The organism is Aquabacter cavernae (genome assembly GCF_003993795.1).
In the GTDB taxonomy this organism is placed as follows: domain Bacteria; phylum Pseudomonadota; class Alphaproteobacteria; order Rhizobiales; family Xanthobacteraceae; genus Aquabacter; species Aquabacter cavernae.
In genome coordinates, this window is record NZ_RWKV01000008.1 from 1490028 (window position 1) to 1509422 (window position 19395).

Sequence of the window (19395 nt, forward strand, 5' to 3'; positions counted from 1 at the left end):
AAGGCACTCCGAAATCCGATACGGCACCCGCCCTCAAGGGGCGGATGCCCGGGAAGCTGCTCAGGCCGCGTCGGCCGCGAGCTTCTTGCCCTTCTCGATGGCTTCCTCGATGGAACCCACCATGTAGAATGCCTGCTCGGGCAGGTGGTCGTACTTGCCTTCCACCAGGCCCTTGAAGCCCTTGATGGTGTCGGCGAGATCCACCAGCTTGCCGGGCGAGCCGGTGAACACTTCCGCGACGTGGAAGGGCTGGGACAGGAAGCGCTCGATCTTACGGGCGCGGGCCACCACCAGCTTGTCCTCTTCGGACAGCTCGTCCATGCCCAGGATCGCGATGATGTCCTGGAGCGCCTTGTAGCGCTGCAGCGTCTGCTGCACCTGACGGGCCACGCCGTAATGCTCTTCGCCGATCACCAGCGGGGAGAGAATGCGCGAGGTGGAGTCCAGCGGATCCACCGCCGGGTAGATGCCCTTTTCCGCGATGGAGCGCGACAGCACGGTGGTCGCGTCCAGATGGGCGAAGGAGGCGGCAGGCGCCGGGTCGGTCAGATCGTCGGCGGGCACGTAAATGGCCTGCACCGAGGTGATCGACCCCTTGGTGGTGGTGGTGATGCGCTCCTGGAGCGTACCCATGTCGGTGGCGAGCGTCGGCTGATAGCCCACCGCCGAGGGGATGCGGCCCAGCAGCGCCGACACTTCCGAGCCGGCCTGGGTGAAGCGGAAGATGTTGTCCACGAAGAACAGCACGTCCTGGCCCTGGTCGCGGAAATGCTCGGCCACGGTGAGGCCGGTCAGCGCGACGCGGGCGCGGGCACCCGGGGGCTCGTTCATCTGGCCATAGACCAGCGCGCACTTGGAGCCGGCGGAGGAGCCGTTATGCTCGTGCGGGTCCACGTTCACCTTGGACTCGATCATCTCGTGATAGAGATCGTTGCCCTCACGGGTGCGCTCACCCACGCCGGCGAACACGGAATAGCCGCCGTGCGCCTTCGCGATGTTGTTGATGAGCTCCATGATGAGCACGGTCTTGCCGACGCCGGCGCCGCCGAACAGGCCGATCTTACCGCCCTTGGAATAGGGCGCCAGCAGATCCACCACCTTGATGCCGGTGACCAGCATCTCGGCTTCCGTGGACTGCTCCGCATAGGAGGGAGCGGGCTGGTGGATGGAGCGCATGCTGTCGCCCACCACCGGGCCCAGTTCGTCAACCGGCTCGCCGATGACGTTCATGATGCGGCCGAGGGTCGCCTCGCCCACGGGCACCAGGATCGGCGCGCCGGTATCGGCCACGGGCTGACCGCGCACGAGACCCTCGGTGGAGTCCATGGCGATGGTGCGGACCGTGTTCTCGCCCAGATGCTGAGCCACCTCAAGCACCAGGCGGTTGCCCTGGTTGGTGGTTTCCAGCGCGTTCAGAATTTCCGGCAGGTGGGTATCGAACTGCACGTCGACGACGGCGCCGATGACCTGGGTGATGCGTCCGGTGGGGTTCGCCATGTTCGTCGTCCTTTATCCTCGTCCCGCTGCCGTCAGAGCGCTTCGGCGCCGGAGATGATTTCGATGAGTTCTTTGGTGATCTGGGCCTGACGCGTCCGGTTGTAGATCAGCGTCTGCTTCTTGATCATGTCGCCCGCATTGCGGGTGGCGTTGTCCATGGCGCTCATCTGCGCGCCATAGAAGGACGCCTGGTTTTCCAGGAGCGCCCGGAAGACCTGAACCGCGATGTTACGGGGCAGGAGGTCGGCGAGAATCTCGCTCTCTTCCGGCTCGTAGTCGTAAGGGACCGCCTCTCCCGCCGCCTTCTGCTCGAACACAGCCGGGATGACCTGCTGCGCGGTCGGGATCTGCGTCACCACATTCTTGAAGTGCGAGTAGAACACGGTGGCAACGTCGAAGCTGCCCTTGTTGAACAGGTCGATCACCTTGTCGGCGATGCCATGGGCATTGTCGTAGCCCAGCGTGCGCACGGCGCGCAGGTCCACGAACTCGACGATCTGCTTGGGATAGACGCGGCGGATCTGGTCGTAGCCCTTGCGGCCCACGCAGAAGAATTCCACCGTCTTGCCCTGCGCCATCAAGGCGTTGGCGCGCTCGCGCACCAGCCGCACGATGGAGGAGTTGAACGCGCCGCACAGGCCGCGCTCAGAGGTGCAGACGATCAGCAGGTGACGCTGATCGCTGCCCGTTCCCGCCAGCAGAAGCGGAGTGTCCGCGCTGGTGGTGATGCTGGAGGCGAGATTGCCCAGCACCTGTTCCATGCGCTCCGCGAACGGGCGCGCGGCTTCCGCAGCCGTCTGGGCGCGACGCAGCTTCGCCGCGGCGACCATCTGCATCGCCTTGGTGATCTTCTGCGTCGCCTTCACCGAGGCGATGCGGTTACGTAGGTCCTTCAGGCTCGGCATCGCACCCGCCCTTTCACTTGGCTGGCTTCAAGGGGACCTCAGGCGAAGCTCTTGGAGAAGGCGTCGAGCGCCTTCACCAGCTTCTCGGTGGTCTCCTTGGAGAGCTCCTTGGTGGTGCGGATGGTGTCCAGGATCTCCTGGTGCTGAGAGCGCATGGCCAGCAGGAAGGCCTGCTCGAACTCGCGCACCTTGGACACCGGGAGGTTGTCGAGATAGCCGTTGGTGCCGGCATAGATCACGACCACCTGCTCTTCGACCTTCAGGGGCGAGAACTGGCTCTGCTTCAGCAGCTCGGTCAGGCGCGCGCCGCGGTTCAGCAGCTTCTGGGTCGAGGCGTCGAGGTCCGAGCCGAACTGGGCGAAGGCCGCCAGCTCACGATACTGGGCGAGCTCGCCCTTGATCTTGCCCGCAACCTGCTTCATCGCCTTGATCTGGGCCGAGGAGCCCACGCGCGACACGGACAGGCCCACGTTCACCGCCGGGCGGATGCCCTGGTAGAACAGGTCCGACTCCAGGAAGATCTGGCCGTCGGTGATGGAGATGACGTTGGTCGGGATATAGGCCGACACGTCGTTCGCCTGGGTCTCGATGACCGGCAGCGCGGTGAGAGAGCCGGCGCCGTTCTCGTCATTGAGCTTGGCGGCGCGCTCCAGCAGGCGGGAGTGCAGGTAGAACACGTCGCCGGGATAGGCTTCGCGGCCCGGCGGGCGGCGCAGCAGCAGCGACATCTGACGATACGCGACGGCCTGCTTGGACAGGTCATCATGGATGATCAGGGCATGCATGCCGTTGTCGCGGAAGAACTCGCCCATGGCGGTGCCGGCGAAGGGCGCCAGGAACTGCATGGGGGCCGCATCCGAGGCGGTGGCGGCGACGACGATGGAATATTCCAGCGCGCCCTGCTCTTCCAGCACCTTCACGAACTGCGCGACGGTGGAGCGCTTCTGGCCGACGGCCACATAGACGCAATAGAGCTTGGCCTTCTCGTCCGTGCCCTGGTTGATGGGCTTCTGGTTGAGAATGGCGTCGAGGGCCACGGCGGTCTTGCCGGTCTGGCGATCGCCGATGATCAGCTCGCGCTGGCCACGGCCGATCGGGATCAGGGCGTCGATCGCCTTGAGGCCGGTCTGCATGGGCTCATGCACGGACTTGCGGGGGATGATGCCCGGCGCCTTCACGTCCACGCGGCGGCGCTCGGCGTACATGATCGGGCCCTTGCCGTCGATCGGATTGCCCAGCGCGTCCACGACGCGGCCCAGCAGGCCCTTGCCCACCGGCACGTCCACGATGGCGCCGGTCCGCTTGACGGTCTGGCCTTCCTTGATCTCGCGGTCGGAGCCGAAGATCACGATACCGACATTGTCGATTTCGAGGTTCAGCGCCATGCCGCGCGTACCGTTCGCGAACTCGACCATTTCGCCGGCCTGGACATTGTCGAGGCCATAAACGCGGGCGATGCCGTCACCAACGGAGAGAACCTGACCGACCTCCGAGACTTCCGCCTCCTGGCCGAAATTCTGGATCTGCTCCTTGAGGATGGCAGAGATTTCAGCGGCTCGAATGTCCATCAGCGGACCTCTTTCATCGCATGGCGGATAGAATTGAGTTTGGTCTTCAGCGAAGCATCGACCATGCGGGAGCCGATCTTCACGACGAGACCACCGAGGATGGACGGGTCAACGGTCACGTCGAGGCCAACGTCCTTGCCGGTCTTTTCAGCGAGCGCCTGCTTGAGCGCCGCGTAATGCGCGTCGCTGAGGGGCTCGGCCGCCGTCACCTCTGCGGTGACCTCACCGCGCTTGGCGGCGACGAGGGCGGCGTAGGATTTGATCATGCCGGGCAGCGCGAACAGGCGGCGATTGCGCGCCACCAGCTTCACGAAATTGGCGCTCAGGCCCGAAATGCCCACGGAGGACAGGATGGCGGACACCGCCTTCTCCTGTTCCTCGGCGGTGAAGACCGGGCTTTTCACCAGTCGGCTGAAATCAGCGCTTTCGGCCAACAAGGCAGCCAGCGTGTCCAGATCCGCCTTCACGGCGTCGATGGAGCTGGCCTCCTCGGCCAACTCAAACAGCGCGGTCGCATAGCGCCCCGCCATGCCTGACACGATTGTATCCGCCACCCGTGCCTCTCTCGGGCTTGTCCCCGTCAGGCGCCAATGCGCCAACGGGACCAGAAACCCTTGATCTGTTGGGATTATCACTGCCCATCTTCCGGGCTGCGGACGAAGCCGAGCCCGAGAAAACGGGGGTTGCCTAACACAGGCTTCGCGAGGCGGCAACTCACCCCCCCCTCACGGCGAGCGCCGCATTGCCGCACCGCCCGCGCCTGTGGACGAATGCGGCCTCACGCAGGGGCAGCGCGCGCCGCCCCCGAACCCGCTCCGGCGGGCCGGCGCTCCGTCAGGCCATGCCGAAAAACTGACGCAATTCCAGCGTCTTGGGTGATTCGAAGACATCGCCGGGCGGTCCGATCTCATGGACCCGCCCCTGATGCATGAACACCACGCGGTCGCAGACCTCCCGGGCGAAACGCATTTCGTGCGTCACCATCAAAAGTGTCATGCCTTCGGCAGCGAGCTTGCCCACCACCTGGAGCACCTCGTTGACCAGTTCCGGATCGAGCGCCGAGGTGATCTCGTCGCACAAAAGGGCCAGCGGCCGCATGGCGAGCGCGCGGGCAATGGCGACCCGCTGCTGCTGGCCGCCGGACAGTTGGTCGGGATAGGCATCGAACTTGTGGTCGAGGCCCACCTGGGCGAGTCGCACGCGCGCCTCTTCCTCCGCCTCCTTGGCGGACACCTTCTTCACCACCATGGGCGAGAGCATCACGTTGCGCCCGGCCGTGAGGTGGGGAAACAGGTTGAAGCCCTGGAAGATCATCCCGACCTTGAGCCGCAGCGCCCGCAGATGCACCTCGTCGGCGGCGAGCTGGGCGCCCGCCACCACGATGGAGCCCTCGTCGATGGTCTCCAGCCCGTTGATGCAGCGCAGCAGCGTGGACTTGCCCGAGCCGCTCTTGCCGATGATGGCGATCACCTCGCCGGCGGCCACGTCCAGGTTGATTCCCTTCAGCACCTCGTTGGTGCCGAAGCGCTTGCGCACCTCAGTGATTGCGATGAGCGACATTCAGCTTCCTTTCCAGAAGCTGGCTGCTCTTGGACAGAGGCCAGCAAAGCGCGAAATAGATGAGCGCGGCGAAGCCGTAGACCACGAACGGCTGGAACGTGGCGTTGGTGATCATGGTGGACGCCTTGGACAGCTCCACGAAGCCGATGATGGAGGTGAGTGCCGTCGCCTTCACCACCTGCACGGAGAAGCCCACCGTGGGCGGCACGGCGATGCGCAGCGCCTGGGGCAGGACCACATGTCGCATCTGCTCGAAATAGCTCATGGCGAGGCTGGAGGAGGCCTCCCATTGCCCGCGCGGGATCGCCTCCACGCAGCCGCGCCAGATCTCCGCCAGGAAGGCCCCGGTCCAGAGAATCAGCGCAAGCGCCGCCGCCAGCCAGGGCGGGACGTTCACGCCCACCAGGGACAGGCCGAAGAAGAACAGGAAGAGCTGCATCAGCAAGGGCGTGCCCTGGAACAGCTCGATGTAGAACACCGCCAGCCGCCGCGCCGCCCGGTTTTGCGAGGTGCGCGCCAGCAGCGCCAGCAGCGCCGCCACCCCGCCGCCCACGAACGCCACCAGCGACAGAAGAATCGTCCATTGGGTCGCCAGCAGCAGGTTGCGGACGATGTCCCAGGTGGTGAAGGTCGTCATCGTGCGGCCCTCCGGCGGGGAAACAGCGCCGTGCCCAGCAGCCGCATCCCCTGGCGCAGCAGGATGGCGAGGGCGAGATAGAGCAGGGTCGCGACGATATAGGCCTCGAAGGCCCTGAAATTGCGCGACTGGATGAAGTTGGCCGCGAAGGTGATGTCCTCCACCGCGATCTGCGAGCACACGGCGGAGCCGAACATCACGATGACCAATTGGGAGGTCAGAGCCGGCCAGATGCGCTGGAGCGCGGGGCGCAGCACCACATGGCGGAAGGTCTGGAAGCGGCTCATGGCGAGGCTCGCCCCTGCCTCGAACTGGCCGCGCGGCGTCGCCTCGATGCCCGCGCGGATGATCTCGCAGGCATAGGCGCCCAGATTGATCACCATGGCCAGGATGGCCGCCTCCATCTCGCCCATGGAGACGCCGATGGAGGGCAGGCCGAAGAAGATGAAGAAGAGCTGGATCAGGAAGGGCGTATTGCGAATCAGCTCCACATAGAGGGAGACGACGGGGCGCAGCAGCTTCGGCCCCTGCGTCTTGACCCAGGCGCAGGTCACGCCGAGCGAGATGCCCAGCGTGCCCCCCACCACGGTCAGTTCCACCGTGACGCCGACGCCCTTCACAAACACCGGCACATAGTCCGCGAGCGCCCCGAAATCCAATCCTACGGCCATCCGCCCCTCCCCTCCCCGGCCGTCAGGGCCGGTGCTCCCGAAATGGTGCGAGGATCACAGATCGGCGGGCAGCGGGGCGCCGAGCCACTTCTTGGAGAAGGTATCCAGCGTCCCGTCCGTGCGGGCGGCCGTCAGGATGGCATCCACCTTGGCCAGCAGCTTGGGCTCGTCCTTGTTGAGGCCCACATAGCAAGGCGAGTTCTTGATGAGGAACTTCACCTCCGGCTTCTTGGGCGGGTTGCGGGCGAGGATGGCGGCGGCCACCACGTTGCCGGTGGCGATCACCTTCACTTGGCCGGAGAGGAAGGCCGAGATGGTGGCGTTGTTGTCCTCGTAACGCTTGATGTCCGTATTGGGCGGTACGAGCTTGCTCAGTTCCAGATCCTCGATGGACCCACGGGTGACGCCCACCGTCATGCCGGCCAGATCCTCGGGCTTGGAGACCTTCAGGTCCGCCGGGCCGAACACGCCGTTGAAGAAGGGCGCATAGGCCACCGAGAAGTCGATCACCTTCTCGCGCTCGGGATTCTTGCCCAGCGTGGAGATGACCAGATCCACCTTCTTGGTCTGGAGATAGGGAATGCGGTTGGCGGAGGTCACCGGCACCAGCTCCGCCTTCACCCCCAGCTTCTGGGCGATGAGATTGGCCACGTCGATGTCATAGCCCACCGGCTTCAGGTCCGGCCCCACCGAACCGAAGGGGGGAAAATCCTGGGGCACGGCGACCTTGAGGACACCCGCCTTGATGATGTCGTCGAGCGTATCGGCATAAGCCGACACGCTCGCGAAGAAGGGAGCGGAGAGGCCGGCGGCGAGGAGGAGGCGGCGGGAGACGAGCATGAGGCACGGTTCCGGAATGGGTCCGTCCCGATCTCGCAAGACATATGCCACGCCCTTGAGGCGTGCAGGGCCGCCCGGGCGGGACCGGGGCGCCCGTTGAAGCGGCGCCGCGCATAAAATCGCGCCACAACCTGACGCCGGTCGCGGCCCATAAAAAAAGGCCCCGCCGTCACCGGCAGGGCCTTTTCATCTCGAAGTGCGTCCCTCAGGGAGCGCGAGGCTCAGTTGGCGACGCTGGTCTTGTTGGGGTTGGGCGGGAAGGCCGCGTTCTTCTGCGTGCCCTCCAGCAGTTCCTTCGCCATCTTGAGCTGGGTGTCGTCCTTGGGATCGGCGGGCACGTAGGACGGGGATCCGGCCTGCTCGTCCTCGCCGTTCTTCAGGTGGCCCTTCAGCGAGGCCTCGCCGCGCGTGGTATCGCCGCCGGCCGCCGCGATCTTGGCCTTCTGCTCGTCCGGCAGATCCTGGATGAGGACGATGTCCGGCTCGATGCCCTTGGCCTGGATGGAGCGGCCAGAGGGCGTGTAGTAGCGCGCGGTGGTCAGGCGCAGCGCGCCGTTGCCACCCAGCGGGATGATGGTCTGCACCGAGCCCTTGCCGAAGCTGCGCGAGCCCAGGATGGTCGCGCGCTTGTGGTCCTGCAGGGCGCCGGCCACGATCTCGGAGGCCGAGGCGGAGCCGCCATTGGTGAGCACGATGATCGGCCGCCCCTTGGTGAGGTCGCCGCCGCGCGCATTGAAACGCTGGGTCTCGTCCGCATTGCGGCCGCGGGTGGAGACGATCTCGCCGCGCTCCAGGAAGGCGTCGGACACCGCGATGGCCTGATCCAGCAGACCGCCGGGATTGTTGCGCAGGTCGAGAATGTAGCCCTTGACCTTGTCCGGGCCGATCTGCGCCGTCAGATCCTCGATGGCCTTCTTCAGGTTGTCGTAGGTCTGCTCGTTGAACGAGGTGACGCGCACATAGCCGATATTGCCGTCCTCGATGCGCGAGCGCACCGCGCGGATGCGGATCGTGTCGCGCACCACCTTGATCTCGATCGGCTTCTCCTGACCCTTGCGGACCACGGTGAGGATGATGGGCGTGTTGACCGCGCCGCGCATCTTCTCGACCGCCTGGTTCAGGGTCATGCCCTGCACCTGGTCGCCGTCCAGCTTGGTGATGATGTCGCCCGCCTGCACGCCCGCCTTGGCGGCCGGGGTCTCGTCGATGGGAGCGATGACCTTCACGAGGCCGTCTTCCATCGTCACTTCGATGCCGAGGCCGCCGAACTCACCGCGGGTCTGCACCTGCATGTCGCGGAAGCTCTTCGCGTCCATGTAGGAAGAATGGGGATCAAGCCCGGCGAGCATGCCGTTAATGGCCGCCTCCACCAGCTTGGCGTCCTCCGGCTTCTCCACATAATCGGACCGGACGCGCTCGAACACGTCGCCGAAAAGGTTGAGCTGACGGTAGGTATCGGACGAGGCAGCCTGGGCGGCCATGCCCGAGATGGCGTCGGTCTGCGTAACGAACACAGCCGCAAGCGCGCCGGCCGCGACGCCGAAAGCAAAGAAAGACGTACGACGCATCATCCGCGCACCTTCTGACTGTCCGTTGCCGCCCACCACGGGGCGGGATCGATCGAAACTCCGTCTTTGCGGAATTCCACATACAATTGAGGCTGTCCCGAGGCCGCGCCTGCCGTGCGCGGCCCGCTTCCCATTACCGCGACCGGCTCGCCGGCCAGGACGAACTGGCCGAGATCGACGGTAATGCGTTCCATGCCTGCCATCAGCACATGGTACCCGCCGCCCGCATTAATGATCAAGAGTTGCCCGTAACTGCGAAACGGTCCCGCATAAACAACCCATCCGTCGGTGGGCGCGGTGACCTGGGCGCCCATGCGGGTGGCGATTGTCAGCCCCTTTTCGGCGCCTCCGACGCCGTCCACGGCGCCGAAATCCTTCAGCCGGACGCCTGCAACCGGTAACGGCAGCAAGCCCTTGGCTTCGGAGAAGGGCATGGCGGGAGCGATTCGGGTGGGGTTCTGGAGGGCGGCGATCTCGGTCTGGCTCGGGGCCCCACCGCCCGGCGCGGCGGCAGGTCCCGCCCGCGCCGCCTCGGCCGCGCGGGCCGCCTGGGGGACTTCAGTCTCAAGCCGGGTCACGAGATCGTGCACGTCGCCAGTGCCCTTCGCCACCGTTTCAGCCTGGGCCTTATCCGTTGCCTGGGCCGGATTCGCCTCCGCCTGACGGCGCTGGCGCTCACCAACCAGGGCCGCGATGCGGGCGCGGTCCTCCTCCAGGGCGTGCCGCAGCCCCGTGAGCCGCTCGCGCGCCGTGGAGAGTTCCGTGCGCACCCGGGCCAGCTCCGACAGGTCGGCCGCGAGGGTTTCCGCCTCCACCCGCATCTCCGGCAGGATGGCGCCCAGGAGGATGGCGGAACGCACCGCATCGAGCGCATCGTCGGGCCGCATGAGCAAGGCGGGCGGCGGATTGCGGCCCATGCGCACGAGGGCGGCCAGCACTTCGGCGAGCACCGCCCGCCGCTGCACCAGGGAGGCCTGGATCTGCGCGCCGGTCCGGTCCAGTTCCGTCATGCGGGCCTCGACCTCGATCAATTGCTGTTCCACCTCCCGCGAGCGGGCGCCGGTGTCCACCAGAAGCTGGTTGAGCTTGCCGCGGTCGCCGCGCGCGGCCTCAAGCTCCGCGCCGAGGCGCTGCTGGAAGGCTTCGTTACGCACCACGTCGCTCTTCAGCGCATCCGTGTCCACGCGCGGCACGGCCACCGGCGCAGGCCGGGGCCGGGGCACGGGAACGCCATGGGGCGCCGTACCCTGGGGCGCGGCGCCCGGCGCCTGTGCCTCCACGGGCAGCGCCGCCGCGCAGGCGATGAGGATCGCCGCCGCGAGAATGCGAAGGGGAGCAAACATGAAGGAAGGCTAAACCAGCATGGTTGCGTAGAGGTAAACCATGCCGCTCCTCCTCCATCGCCGCAAGTCGGGACCGATCGAGCGCCCGCGCGGCCGAAGGTCCGCCGACCCTGGCGGCTCCCGGGCACCCATGGCAGAACATCCGCCATAACAATCGGGGGAAACCATGCGCCAGACCGCCATCCTGATCACCGGGGCCTCGAAGGGCATCGGCCTCGCCACCGCCGCGCGCCTCGCGGCCGAGGGACACCATGTGGTGGGCGTCGCCCGCACCGCCCCGGCGCAGGCCTTCCCCGGCACCTTCATCGCCTGCGATCTCGCCGACGCCGACGCCACCGGGCGGCTCCTGGCTGAACTTGCCGCGCGCTTCGAGGTGTTGCGGGTCATGAACAATGTGGGCGTGGTCATGCCCCAGCCGTTCGGACAGGTGGACCTCTCCAGCCTCCAGGCGGTGTTCGACCTCAATGTGCGGGTAGCGGTGCAGGCCACCCAGGCCTGCCTGCCCGACATGAAGGCGGGCCGCTTCGGGCGCATCCTCAACATCGTCAGCCGCGCCATCAATGGCGGCTATGACCGCACCGCCTATTCGGCGGCCAAGAGCGCGCTGGTGGGCTGCACCCGCAGCTGGGCGCTGGAGCTGGCCCCTTTGGGCATCACCTCCAACGCCATCGCCCCCGGCCCCATCGACACGGAACTCATGCGCCGCACCCGGCCCCATGGCAGCGAAGCGGAGCGCAAGGCCCTCGCCTCCATTCCCATGGGCCGCTTCGGCACCCCGGACGAGATCGCAGCGGCCGCCGCCTTCCTGCTGTCGGACGCGGCGAGCTTCGTGACCGGCCAGGTTCTCGGCGTGGACGGCGGCGCGAGCCTCGGGGGACGATAACGCGCGATCGACCCGTCAGGCGCGATGATAGGGGTGGCCGGAGAGGATGGTCGTCGCGCGGTAGATCTGCTCGGCCAGCATCACGCGCACCAATTGGTGGGGAAAGGTGGCCGCGCCGAAGGAAAGCAGCAGGTCCGCCTTCTCCCGCACCTGCGGGCTCAGCCCATCCGCCCCGCCGATGAAGCAGGCGAAGGCACCCGTGCCGCTGTCGCGCTCGCGGCCGATGCGGGCGGCGAAATCCTCGCTGGTGAGGCTCTTGCCGCGCGGGTCCAGCAGACAGAGGCGCGCGCCAGGTGGAACGGCGGACAGCAGGGCACCGCCCTCCTCCGCCATGCGGTCCTCGGGACGGCGCGCCGATGATTCGGCATGCTCGGAAACATCGAAGCCGCTCAGGCCCAGGGCTCGACCGCCCGCTTTGGCGCGGTCGAGGTAGCGGGCCACAAGCTCACGCTCGGCGCCCGCCTTCATGCGGCCGATACAGCAGATCAGGATGCGCACGGCGCGCCTCTCGGATGATCGAGCGCGCCGCTTCGCCTCACACCTTGGCGGTGCCGGACCACATCTTCTCGATGTTGTAGAAGCTGCGGACCTCGGGCTGGAAGACGTGGACGATCACGTCTCCGGCGTCGATCAGCACCCAGTCGCAGGCCGGCTGGCCTTCGACACGAACCTGCTTCACGCCGGCCGCCTTGAGCCCCTCAATGAGGTGCTCGGCGATGGCGCCCACATGCCGCTGCGAGCGGCCGGAGGCCACGACCATGTGGTCGGCGATGGATGTCTTCCCGCGCAGGTCGATGGGGACGATGTCTTCCGACTTATCGTCGTCCAGACGGGTAAGAACCAGGGCGAGGATCTCCTCGGCGTCAGGTTGCGCTTGGGAGACCGGCGCGGGCGCTTGTGGTGAAGCGGCCGCAAAGGAAGCCAATGTGGACAGGGGTCCGGATCCTCTCGCTCGTGAGTGTCGGACCGGAGGGAACGCAGTGCGACCACCCCCGACCGCATGCTCAGGATGAGGGCAAAACGCGAAAATTTCAAGACTTCTTAACCAGCAGCCCCTTTCACCCCCCCGGCACCCCCTGCCATGCGGGCCCGTATCCCCGTGGAAGACATGGGAGATTTCAGCCCGTGGAGGAACACCCAGGCGGGTGGGGAGAGCAGCGGCAGGATGGCCGCGTCGCTCTCCTCGATACGGTAGGGGCCGAGCGCCCGCGCCGCCAGGGAGGCGGTTGCGGACAGGCTTTCGCCCATCCGGTCCACCACCGCGATGGGCACCGTCTGCGCCAAGGCACGCCAGCGTTGCCAGCGGTGGAAATGGGCGAGATTGTCCGCGCCCATGAGCCAGACGAAATGCACGCCCGGCGCCTGCGACACGAGGCGTTCCACCGTCTCATAGGTGTAGCGCGTGCCCAGCACGGCCTCGATGCCCGTCACATCGATGCGCGGATGATTGGCGAGCCGGCGCGCGAAGGCGACGCGCTCGGCGAGCGGCGGCAGGCCGCGATTGTCCTTCAGGGGGTTTCCCGGCGTCACCAGCCACCAGACCCGGTCGAGCCCCAGCCGCTTCAGGGCCAGGAGGCTCACCGCCCGGTGCGTGGCATGGGCGGGATTGAAGCTGCCGCCATAGAGGCCGATGCGCAGCCCGCGCGCCACCGGCGGGCGGCGCGCCACGTCCCGCAGAACGGCGCCCTCCGCGCCGCTCGCTTTCGTCTCCCCCAGCCTCATCCCGCCCCCGGCGGGTGTCACGGACGGGTCTGGCCGGCGCCGTGCACCCTGTATTTGAAGGTCGTCAACTGCTCGGCGCCCACGGGACCGCGCGCATGCATGCGGCCCGTGGCGATGCCGATCTCCGCCCCGAACCCGAACTCGCCGCCATCGGCGAACTGGGTGGAGGCATTGTGCATCACGATGGCCGAATCCACTTCCGCCAGGAACTTGGCGGCAGCGGCCTCGTCGGCCGTGATGATGGAATCGGTGTGGTGGGACCCATGGGTCTCGATATGGGTGATGGCCGCATCGATCCCCTCCACCACCTTCACGGAGATGATGGCGTCCTCATATTCAGTGTCCCAATCCTCGGGCTTGGCGGGCACCACGCGGGGATCCACGGCCAGCGCCGCATCCTCGCCGCGCACCTCGCAGCCCGCATCCAGCAGCATCTTGACCAAGGGCGCCAGCATCTCGCCCGCCACCGCGCGGTCCACCAGCAGCGTTTCCGCCGCCCCGCAGATGCCCGTGCGGCGCATCTTGGCGTTCAGCAGCACGGTCTTGGCCATGGCGAGGTCGGCGGCCGCATCTACATAGACATGCACGATGCCGTCCAGATGCGCGAAGACCGGCACGCGGGCCTCCCGCTGCACCCGGCCCACCAGCCCCTTGCCGCCGCGCGGCACGATCACGTCGATATTGCCGCCCAGCCCCGCCAGCATGGCACCCACGGCGGCCCGGTCGGCGAAGGGCACGAACTGCACCGCGTCCGCAGGTAGGCCCGCTTCCGCGAGGCCCGCCACGAAGGCGGCATGAATGGCGCCGGAGGACAGAAGGCTGTCCGACCCGCCCCGCAGGATCACCGCATTGCCCGCCCGCACGCACAAGGCGGCAGCGTCCGCGGTCACGTTGGGACGGCTCTCATAGATGACGCCGATGACGCCCAGCGGCGTGCGCACCCGCTCGATGGCGAGCCCGTTGGGCCGCGTCCAGCGCTCGGTCACGGCACCCACGGGATCGGGAAGGCCCGCCACCATGTCCACGCCCGCCGCGATGGCCTCCACCCGCTTCTCGTCCAGGGCGAGGCGATCGAGGAAAGCCGCACTCATGCCGTCCGCCCGCGCGCGGGCAAGGTCCTGGGCATTGGCGTTGAGGATGGCGGGCGAAGCGGCGCGGATGGCGGCGGCGGCGGCCTTCAGCGCGCGGGACTTGGTGTCCGCATCCGCAAGGCCGAGCACGCGCGCGGCGGCGCGGGCACGGCGGCCGAGGTCGGTCATGTAGCCCTCCAGGTCCGCCGGGGCGGCCGGAGGCGTTGCCTGCGTCAGGGCGGCGTCGGCTCGGGCGGCGGAGGACTGGGACATGGCACGTCTCACAATGATGTCGCGGCTTTTCTTACCATCGCGCGCCCCGGCCGCACAGGCGCGCAGGGTTTCATATGGGATCAGGGCGCGCCGACCACCATGTCGTCGCGATGGATCATCTCTGCCCGGCCGGACATGCCGAGGATGGCCTCGATCTCCGCCGTGGAGCGGCCGATGATGCGTTCCGCATGGTCGCTGTCATAGGCGACGAGGCCGCGCCCCACTTCCGCACCGTCGGGTCCGCGCAGCAGAACCGCATCGCCCCGCTCGAAGGCGCCTTCCACGCGCACCACGCCTGCGGGCAGCAGGCTCGCGCCGCGATGCAGCGCCTTCACGGCGCCCGCATCCAGATGCAGCACCCCGCGCGCTTCCAGCGCACCGCCGATCCAGGCCTTGCGGGCGCGGGCGGGCGTGGCGCCGGTGAGGAACCAGGTGCAGCGTCCGCCCTCGGCTATGGCGCGCAGCGGGTTCTTCCCGTGTCCGGAGGCGATGACCATGTGGGTGCCGGCGGAGGTGGCGATCTTGCCCGCCTCGATCTTGGTGCGCATGCCGCCGCGCGAGAGTTCCGAGCCCGCCGCTCCCGCCATGGCCTCGATCTCCGCGGAGATGCGCGGCACCACGGGGATATGCCGCGCGTCCGGGTCCTGGGCGGGCGGCGCGGTGTAGAGGCCGTCAATGTCCGACAGCAGCACCAGCAAGTCGGCGCTGGCCATGGTGGCGACACGGGCCGCGAGGCGATCATTGTCGCCGTAGCGGATCTCGGAGGTGGCCACCGTGTCATTCTCGTTGATGACCGGCACCGCGCGATAATCCATGAGGCGCGCCAGCGTGGAACGGGCGTTGAGATAGCGTCGCCGCTCTTCCGTGTCGCCCAGCGTCAGCAGGATCTGCCCGGCGGTGATGTCCTCATGGGCGAGCACTTCCGCCCAGGTGCGCGCCAGCGCGATCTGCCCCACGCCTGCCGCCGCCTGGCTGTCCTCCAGCTTGAGCGGCCCCTTGGGCAGCGAGAGCACGGTGCGCCCCAGCGCGATGGCGCCGGAGGAGACCACCATAATCTCCTTGCCCTGCCTGTGCAGGGCGCCGATGTCCTCGGCCAGCGAGGTGAGCCAGGCAAGGCGAACCTTGCCGCGCGCGGAATCCACCAGCAGCGCGGAGCCGACCTTGATGACGATGCGGCGGAAATCGGCGAGGGCGGGCGTCTGAGTGGTCACGGCGGCGCTTTTCAGGTGGAGCGGGGCCGTCTCGATACTCCAAGCACGGCCGCGCGAACAGAGGGCACGGCCGCCGCCCGGGCCGTTCAGCCCTGCAGCCGCCGCATTCGTCCAGCCCCGGCGCGCGGTGCGCGGGGCTGCATCACGGTCGCCACGCTTCCTTCGGCTTGGCCGCTGCCTTTTTTTCTTCGGCGCGGGTGGCCGCCACGACATCCAGCAGCGCCCGAAGCGCTTCCTGCACGCCCTGGCCCGACTGGGCCGAGATGAGCATGGGCTTCTTCTTCGCCGCGCGCTGGAGGCGCTCCTTCTGCTGCTTCAGCAGTTCGGGCGAAAGCGCGTCGATCTTGGAGAGGGCCACGATTTCGGGCTTGTCCTCCAGCCCGGCGCCATAGGCTTCCAGCTCCGCGCGCACGGTCTTGTAGGCCTTGCCCGCATGCTCGGACGTGCCGTCCACCAGATGGAGCAGCGCGCCGCAGCGCTCGATATGGGCGAGGAAGCGGTCGCCGATGCCGACACCCTCATGGGCGCCCTCGATGAGACCGGGAATGTCCGCCAGCACGAATTCGCGCCCGTCCGCCCGCACCACGCCGAGGCCGGGATGGAGGGTGGTGAAGGGATAGTCGGCGATCTTGGGCTTCGCCGCCGTGGTGGCCGCCAGGAACGTGCTCTTGCCCGCATTGGGCAGGCCCACGAGACCGGCATCGGCGATCAGCTTCAGGCGCAGCCAGATCCAGCGTTCCTGGCCTTCGAGACCCGGATTGGCGCGGCGCGGCGCCTGATTGGTGGAGGTCTTGAACTGGGCGTTGCCGAAGCCGCCATTGCCGCCTTCCAGCAGCTTGATGCGCTGGCCCACTTCCGTGAGGTCGGCGAGCACCGTCTCCTCGTCCTCGTCGAGGATCTCGGTTCCGGCAGGCACCTTGAGGATGATGTCCGAGCCGCGCGCGCCGGTGCGGTTGGCGCCCTTGCCGTGGTCGCCCTTCTTGGCCTTGAAATGCTGCTGGTAGCGATAGTCGATCAGCGTATTGAGGCCGTCCACGCACTCGACCCAGACATCGCCACCGCGTCCGCCGTCGCCGCCATCGGGGCCGCCGAACTCGATGAACTTCTCGCGCCGGAACGAGACGCAGCCCGCCCCGCCATCGCCGGAGCGCACATAGACCTTGGCTTGATCGAGGAATTTCATGGCCTGGAGGTAGACGCGCGCGGCGCGCAAAGCAAGAGCATCCCTCGCCTCAGGCGTCCATGAGGGCTTTCAGATGAGGGAGCGTGGCTCAGTTCCAGCCGGTCCCGCACAGGCCCGAGGCGCGAGCGGCCGATGCCGTTCGGAAGGAAGCCGTAGAAGGCCTTCGGCGAGCACCCGCATGAGGGCCAAGCGCCTGCTCATGGGTCTGTTGAAAAGCCCTCACGGCCCGGTGGCCAACCCCTTTGACCTTTCGGCCCGTCCAGACCAAAAGAAGAACATGAGCATTCAGTCCGTCGATGTCCTGCTCCCGCTCGGTTTGGACACACCATATTCCTACCTTGTTCCGGAAAATCTCTCGCTGAAACCGGGAGACCTCGTCCATGTGCCCCTCGGCACGCGGGGCATGGTGGGGTGCGTGTGGCCGGGCGGCGGGGCGCGCACGGTTGATACGGCCAAGCTCAAGTCCGTAAAGGCGAAGCTCGACTTCGAGCCCCTGCCCGAAGACCTCATGAAGCTCATCGACTGGATGGCGGACTACACCCTCGCTCCCAAGGGCATGGTGCTGCGCATGGCGCTGCGGCATGGGGAGAGCCCCGGCCCCCAGCGCGAGCGGGTGGGCGTGCGGGCGACCGGGCGGGACTCGGTGCGCATGACGGCGGCGCGGGGCAAGCTGCTGGCGCTCCTGGCTGATGGCTTCGTGCGGGGCAAGGGCGAAGCGGCGCGGGAAGCCGGGGTCTCGCCCTCGGTGGTGGACGGCCTCGTGGACGAAGGGGTGCTGGAGACCGTCGTGCTCCCCCCCGAGCCCGCTGCGGAGCGGCCGGACCCCACCCATTCCACCCCCACCCTCTCCCCCGCCCAGGAAGAGGCGGCTGCGGAGCTGCGGCAGGCGGTGGCGGACAAGGCGTTCAGCGTCCGCCTGCTGGACGGCGTCACCGGCTCGGGCAAAACGGAGGTCTATTTCGAGGCGGTGGCGGCGGCGCTGGCGGAAGGGCGGCAGGCGCTGATCCTGCTGCCGGAAATCGCCCTCACCCAGGCCTTCCTCGACCGCTTCACCCGTCGCTTCGGGGTGAAGCCCGCCGAATGGCATTCCGGCGTCTCCACCAAGCGCCGGGCACGCATCCTCAACGGGGTGGCCAAGGGCGAGGTGCAGGTGGTGGCCGGGGCACGCTCGGCTTTGTTCCTGCCCTTCCAGGATCTCGGCCTCGTCATCGTGGATGAGGAGCACGACCCCGCCTACAAGCAGGATGAGGGTGTCTGCTACCACGCCCGCGACATGGCGGTGGTGCGCGCGCGCTTTGCCCGCGCGCCCATCGTGCTGGCCTCCGCGACCCCCTCCATCGAGACGGAAGTGAACGCCCGCCGGGGCCGCTATGGGCGACTCGCTCTGCCGGAACGGTTTGGTGGCGCCAAGGTGCCGGGCCTCGCCCCCATCGATCTGCGCAAGGAGGGCCCGCCGCGCGGGCGGTGGATCTCCCCGCGTCTCGCGCAGGAGATGGGCGAGACGGTGGAGGGCGGCGGGCAGGCGCTGCTGTTCCTCAACCGGCGCGGCTATGCGCCCCTGACGCTCTGCCGCTCCTGCGGGCATCGCATGAAATGCCCCTCCTGCTCCGCCTGGCTGGTGGAGCATCGCTTCCGCCGCCGCCTCTCCTGCCACCATTGCGGCTATCAGGCGCCGGTGCCGGAGGCGTGCCCAAGCTGCAACGCCAAGGACAGCCTCATTCCCTGCGGCCCCGGCGTGGAGCGCCTTCAGGAGGAGGTGCAGACCCTGTTCCCGGAGGCGCGCAGCCTCGTCCTCTCCTCGGACCTCACGGGCGGCATCGAGCGCATGCGGGCGGAGCTGGACGCGGTGGCACGCGGCGAGGTGGACATCGTCATCGGCACCCAATTGGTGGCCAAGGGCCACAATTTCCCCGGCCTCGCCTTGGTAGGGGTGGTGGACGCGGATGTGGGCCTCGGCCAGGGCGACCCGCGCGCGGCGGAACGAACCTTCCAATTGGTCCACCAGGTGGCGGGCCGGGCCGGGCGCGGGGCGGCGGAGGGGCGCGGCTTCCTCCAGACCCATATGCCCGAGCACCCGGTGATGCAGGCTTTGGTGAAGGGCGACCGCGCCGGCTTCTACGAAACGGAGATCGGGTCGCGGGAGGAGGCGCACCTTCCGCCGTTCGGGCGGCTCGCGAGCCTCGTCATTTCGGCGAGCGAGGCCCATGCGGCGGAAGCCCATGCCCGCCGCCTCGCGTCCTGCGCGCCCGTGGTGGAAGGGGTGCGCGTGCTGGGTCCGGCAGAAGCGCCCCTGGCGGTGCTGCGCGGCCGCCACCGCTGGCGGCTCCTGGTGCGCGCGCCGCGCGGCTTCGACCTCTCCGCCTATCTGCGCGCCTGGAACGCGGCAGCACCCAAAGTGACGGGGAATACCCGCGTCGCCATCGACGTGGACCCCATCAGCTTCATGTGAGGGGCGCTCTCCTTA

Annotated in this window: 18 protein-coding genes; 2 read left to right on the forward strand and 16 right to left on the reverse strand. The window is 67.9% G+C overall.

The window, feature by feature from the left end; genetic code table 11:
- Positions 1–60: 60 nt before the first annotated feature.
- From atpD to EJJ38_RS11565, 10 genes are all read right to left on the reverse strand, one after another.
- Positions 61–1497 (reverse strand): F0F1 ATP synthase subunit beta, encoded by a 1437-nt coding sequence (atpD, locus tag EJJ38_RS11520; protein ID WP_127090193.1) that lies wholly within the window; start codon positions 1495–1497, stop codon positions 61–63.
- A gap of 32 nt (positions 1498–1529) precedes the next feature.
- Positions 1530–2402: a F0F1 ATP synthase subunit gamma gene (locus EJJ38_RS11525; RefSeq protein WP_127090194.1), complete on the reverse strand. Its 873-nt coding sequence runs from the start codon at positions 2400–2402 to the stop codon at positions 1530–1532.
- A gap of 38 nt (positions 2403–2440) precedes the next feature.
- On the reverse strand, positions 2441–3970 hold the full coding sequence (gene atpA, locus EJJ38_RS11530; RefSeq protein ID WP_127090195.1) for a F0F1 ATP synthase subunit alpha: 1530 nt from the start codon (positions 3968–3970) through the stop codon (positions 2441–2443).
- Complete coding sequence (locus EJJ38_RS11535; RefSeq protein WP_127090370.1) at positions 3970–4524, reverse strand: F0F1 ATP synthase subunit delta; 555 nt, start codon at positions 4522–4524, stop codon at positions 3970–3972. Before EJJ38_RS11535 ends, atpA begins: the two co-directional genes overlap by 1 nt.
- Before the next feature lie 280 nt (positions 4525–4804).
- Entirely contained in the window at positions 4805–5530 is a 726-nt protein-coding gene (locus EJJ38_RS11540) for an amino acid ABC transporter ATP-binding protein (RefSeq protein WP_127090196.1), read from the reverse strand.
- Positions 5508–6167, reverse strand: coding sequence for an amino acid ABC transporter permease (locus EJJ38_RS11545; protein WP_127090197.1), 660 nt, complete (start codon positions 6165–6167; stop codon positions 5508–5510). The genes EJJ38_RS11540 and EJJ38_RS11545 overlap by 23 nt, the downstream gene beginning before the upstream one ends.
- Positions 6164–6838, reverse strand: coding sequence for an amino acid ABC transporter permease (locus EJJ38_RS11550; RefSeq protein WP_127090198.1), 675 nt, complete (start codon positions 6836–6838; stop codon positions 6164–6166). Before EJJ38_RS11550 ends, EJJ38_RS11545 begins: the two co-directional genes overlap by 4 nt.
- Positions 6839–6892: 54 nt before the next feature.
- On the reverse strand, positions 6893–7678 hold the full coding sequence (locus EJJ38_RS11555) for a transporter substrate-binding domain-containing protein (protein ID WP_127090199.1): 786 nt from the start codon (positions 7676–7678) through the stop codon (positions 6893–6895).
- A 221-nt stretch (positions 7679–7899) separates the two neighbouring features.
- A complete protein-coding gene (locus EJJ38_RS11560; RefSeq protein WP_127090200.1) occupies positions 7900–9249 on the reverse strand; it encodes a S41 family peptidase in 1350 nt (449 codons plus the stop codon).
- Positions 9246–10589 (reverse strand): murein hydrolase activator EnvC family protein, encoded by a 1344-nt coding sequence (locus EJJ38_RS11565; RefSeq protein WP_127090201.1) that lies wholly within the window; start codon positions 10587–10589, stop codon positions 9246–9248. The genes EJJ38_RS11560 and EJJ38_RS11565 overlap by 4 nt, the downstream gene beginning before the upstream one ends.
- Before the next feature lie 166 nt (positions 10590–10755).
- Between EJJ38_RS11565 and EJJ38_RS11570 the strand changes: the two genes are divergently transcribed.
- Entirely contained in the window at positions 10756–11472 is a 717-nt protein-coding gene (locus EJJ38_RS11570) for an SDR family oxidoreductase (RefSeq protein WP_127090202.1), read from the forward strand.
- Between the two features lie 15 nt (positions 11473–11487).
- Here EJJ38_RS11570 and rlmH read toward each other — a convergent pair whose 3' ends face one another.
- From rlmH to obgE, 6 genes are all read right to left on the reverse strand, one after another.
- Complete coding sequence (rlmH, locus tag EJJ38_RS11575; protein WP_127090203.1) at positions 11488–11970, reverse strand: 23S rRNA (pseudouridine(1915)-N(3))-methyltransferase RlmH; 483 nt, start codon at positions 11968–11970, stop codon at positions 11488–11490.
- Between the two features lie 37 nt (positions 11971–12007).
- On the reverse strand, positions 12008–12397 hold the full coding sequence (rsfS, locus tag EJJ38_RS11580; RefSeq protein ID WP_127090204.1) for a ribosome silencing factor: 390 nt from the start codon (positions 12395–12397) through the stop codon (positions 12008–12010).
- A 116-nt stretch (positions 12398–12513) separates the two neighbouring features.
- Positions 12514–13194: a nicotinate-nucleotide adenylyltransferase gene (locus tag EJJ38_RS11585; protein ID WP_127090205.1), complete on the reverse strand. Its 681-nt coding sequence runs from the start codon at positions 13192–13194 to the stop codon at positions 12514–12516.
- A 17-nt stretch (positions 13195–13211) separates the two neighbouring features.
- Entirely contained in the window at positions 13212–14453 is a 1242-nt protein-coding gene (locus EJJ38_RS11590; RefSeq protein WP_245454221.1) for a glutamate-5-semialdehyde dehydrogenase, read from the reverse strand.
- A 164-nt stretch (positions 14454–14617) separates the two neighbouring features.
- On the reverse strand, positions 14618–15748 hold the full coding sequence (proB, locus tag EJJ38_RS11595) for a glutamate 5-kinase (protein WP_127090207.1): 1131 nt from the start codon (positions 15746–15748) through the stop codon (positions 14618–14620).
- A gap of 142 nt (positions 15749–15890) precedes the next feature.
- On the reverse strand, positions 15891–16931 hold the full coding sequence (gene obgE / locus EJJ38_RS11600) for a GTPase ObgE (protein ID WP_127090371.1): 1041 nt from the start codon (positions 16929–16931) through the stop codon (positions 15891–15893).
- A 277-nt stretch (positions 16932–17208) separates the two neighbouring features.
- On the opposite strand from obgE, the gene EJJ38_RS11605 reads away from it, so the two are divergent.
- Positions 17209–19380, forward strand: coding sequence for a primosomal protein N' (locus EJJ38_RS11605; RefSeq protein ID WP_127090208.1), 2172 nt, complete (start codon positions 17209–17211; stop codon positions 19378–19380).
- The last annotated feature ends 15 nt before the right edge of the window (positions 19381–19395 follow it).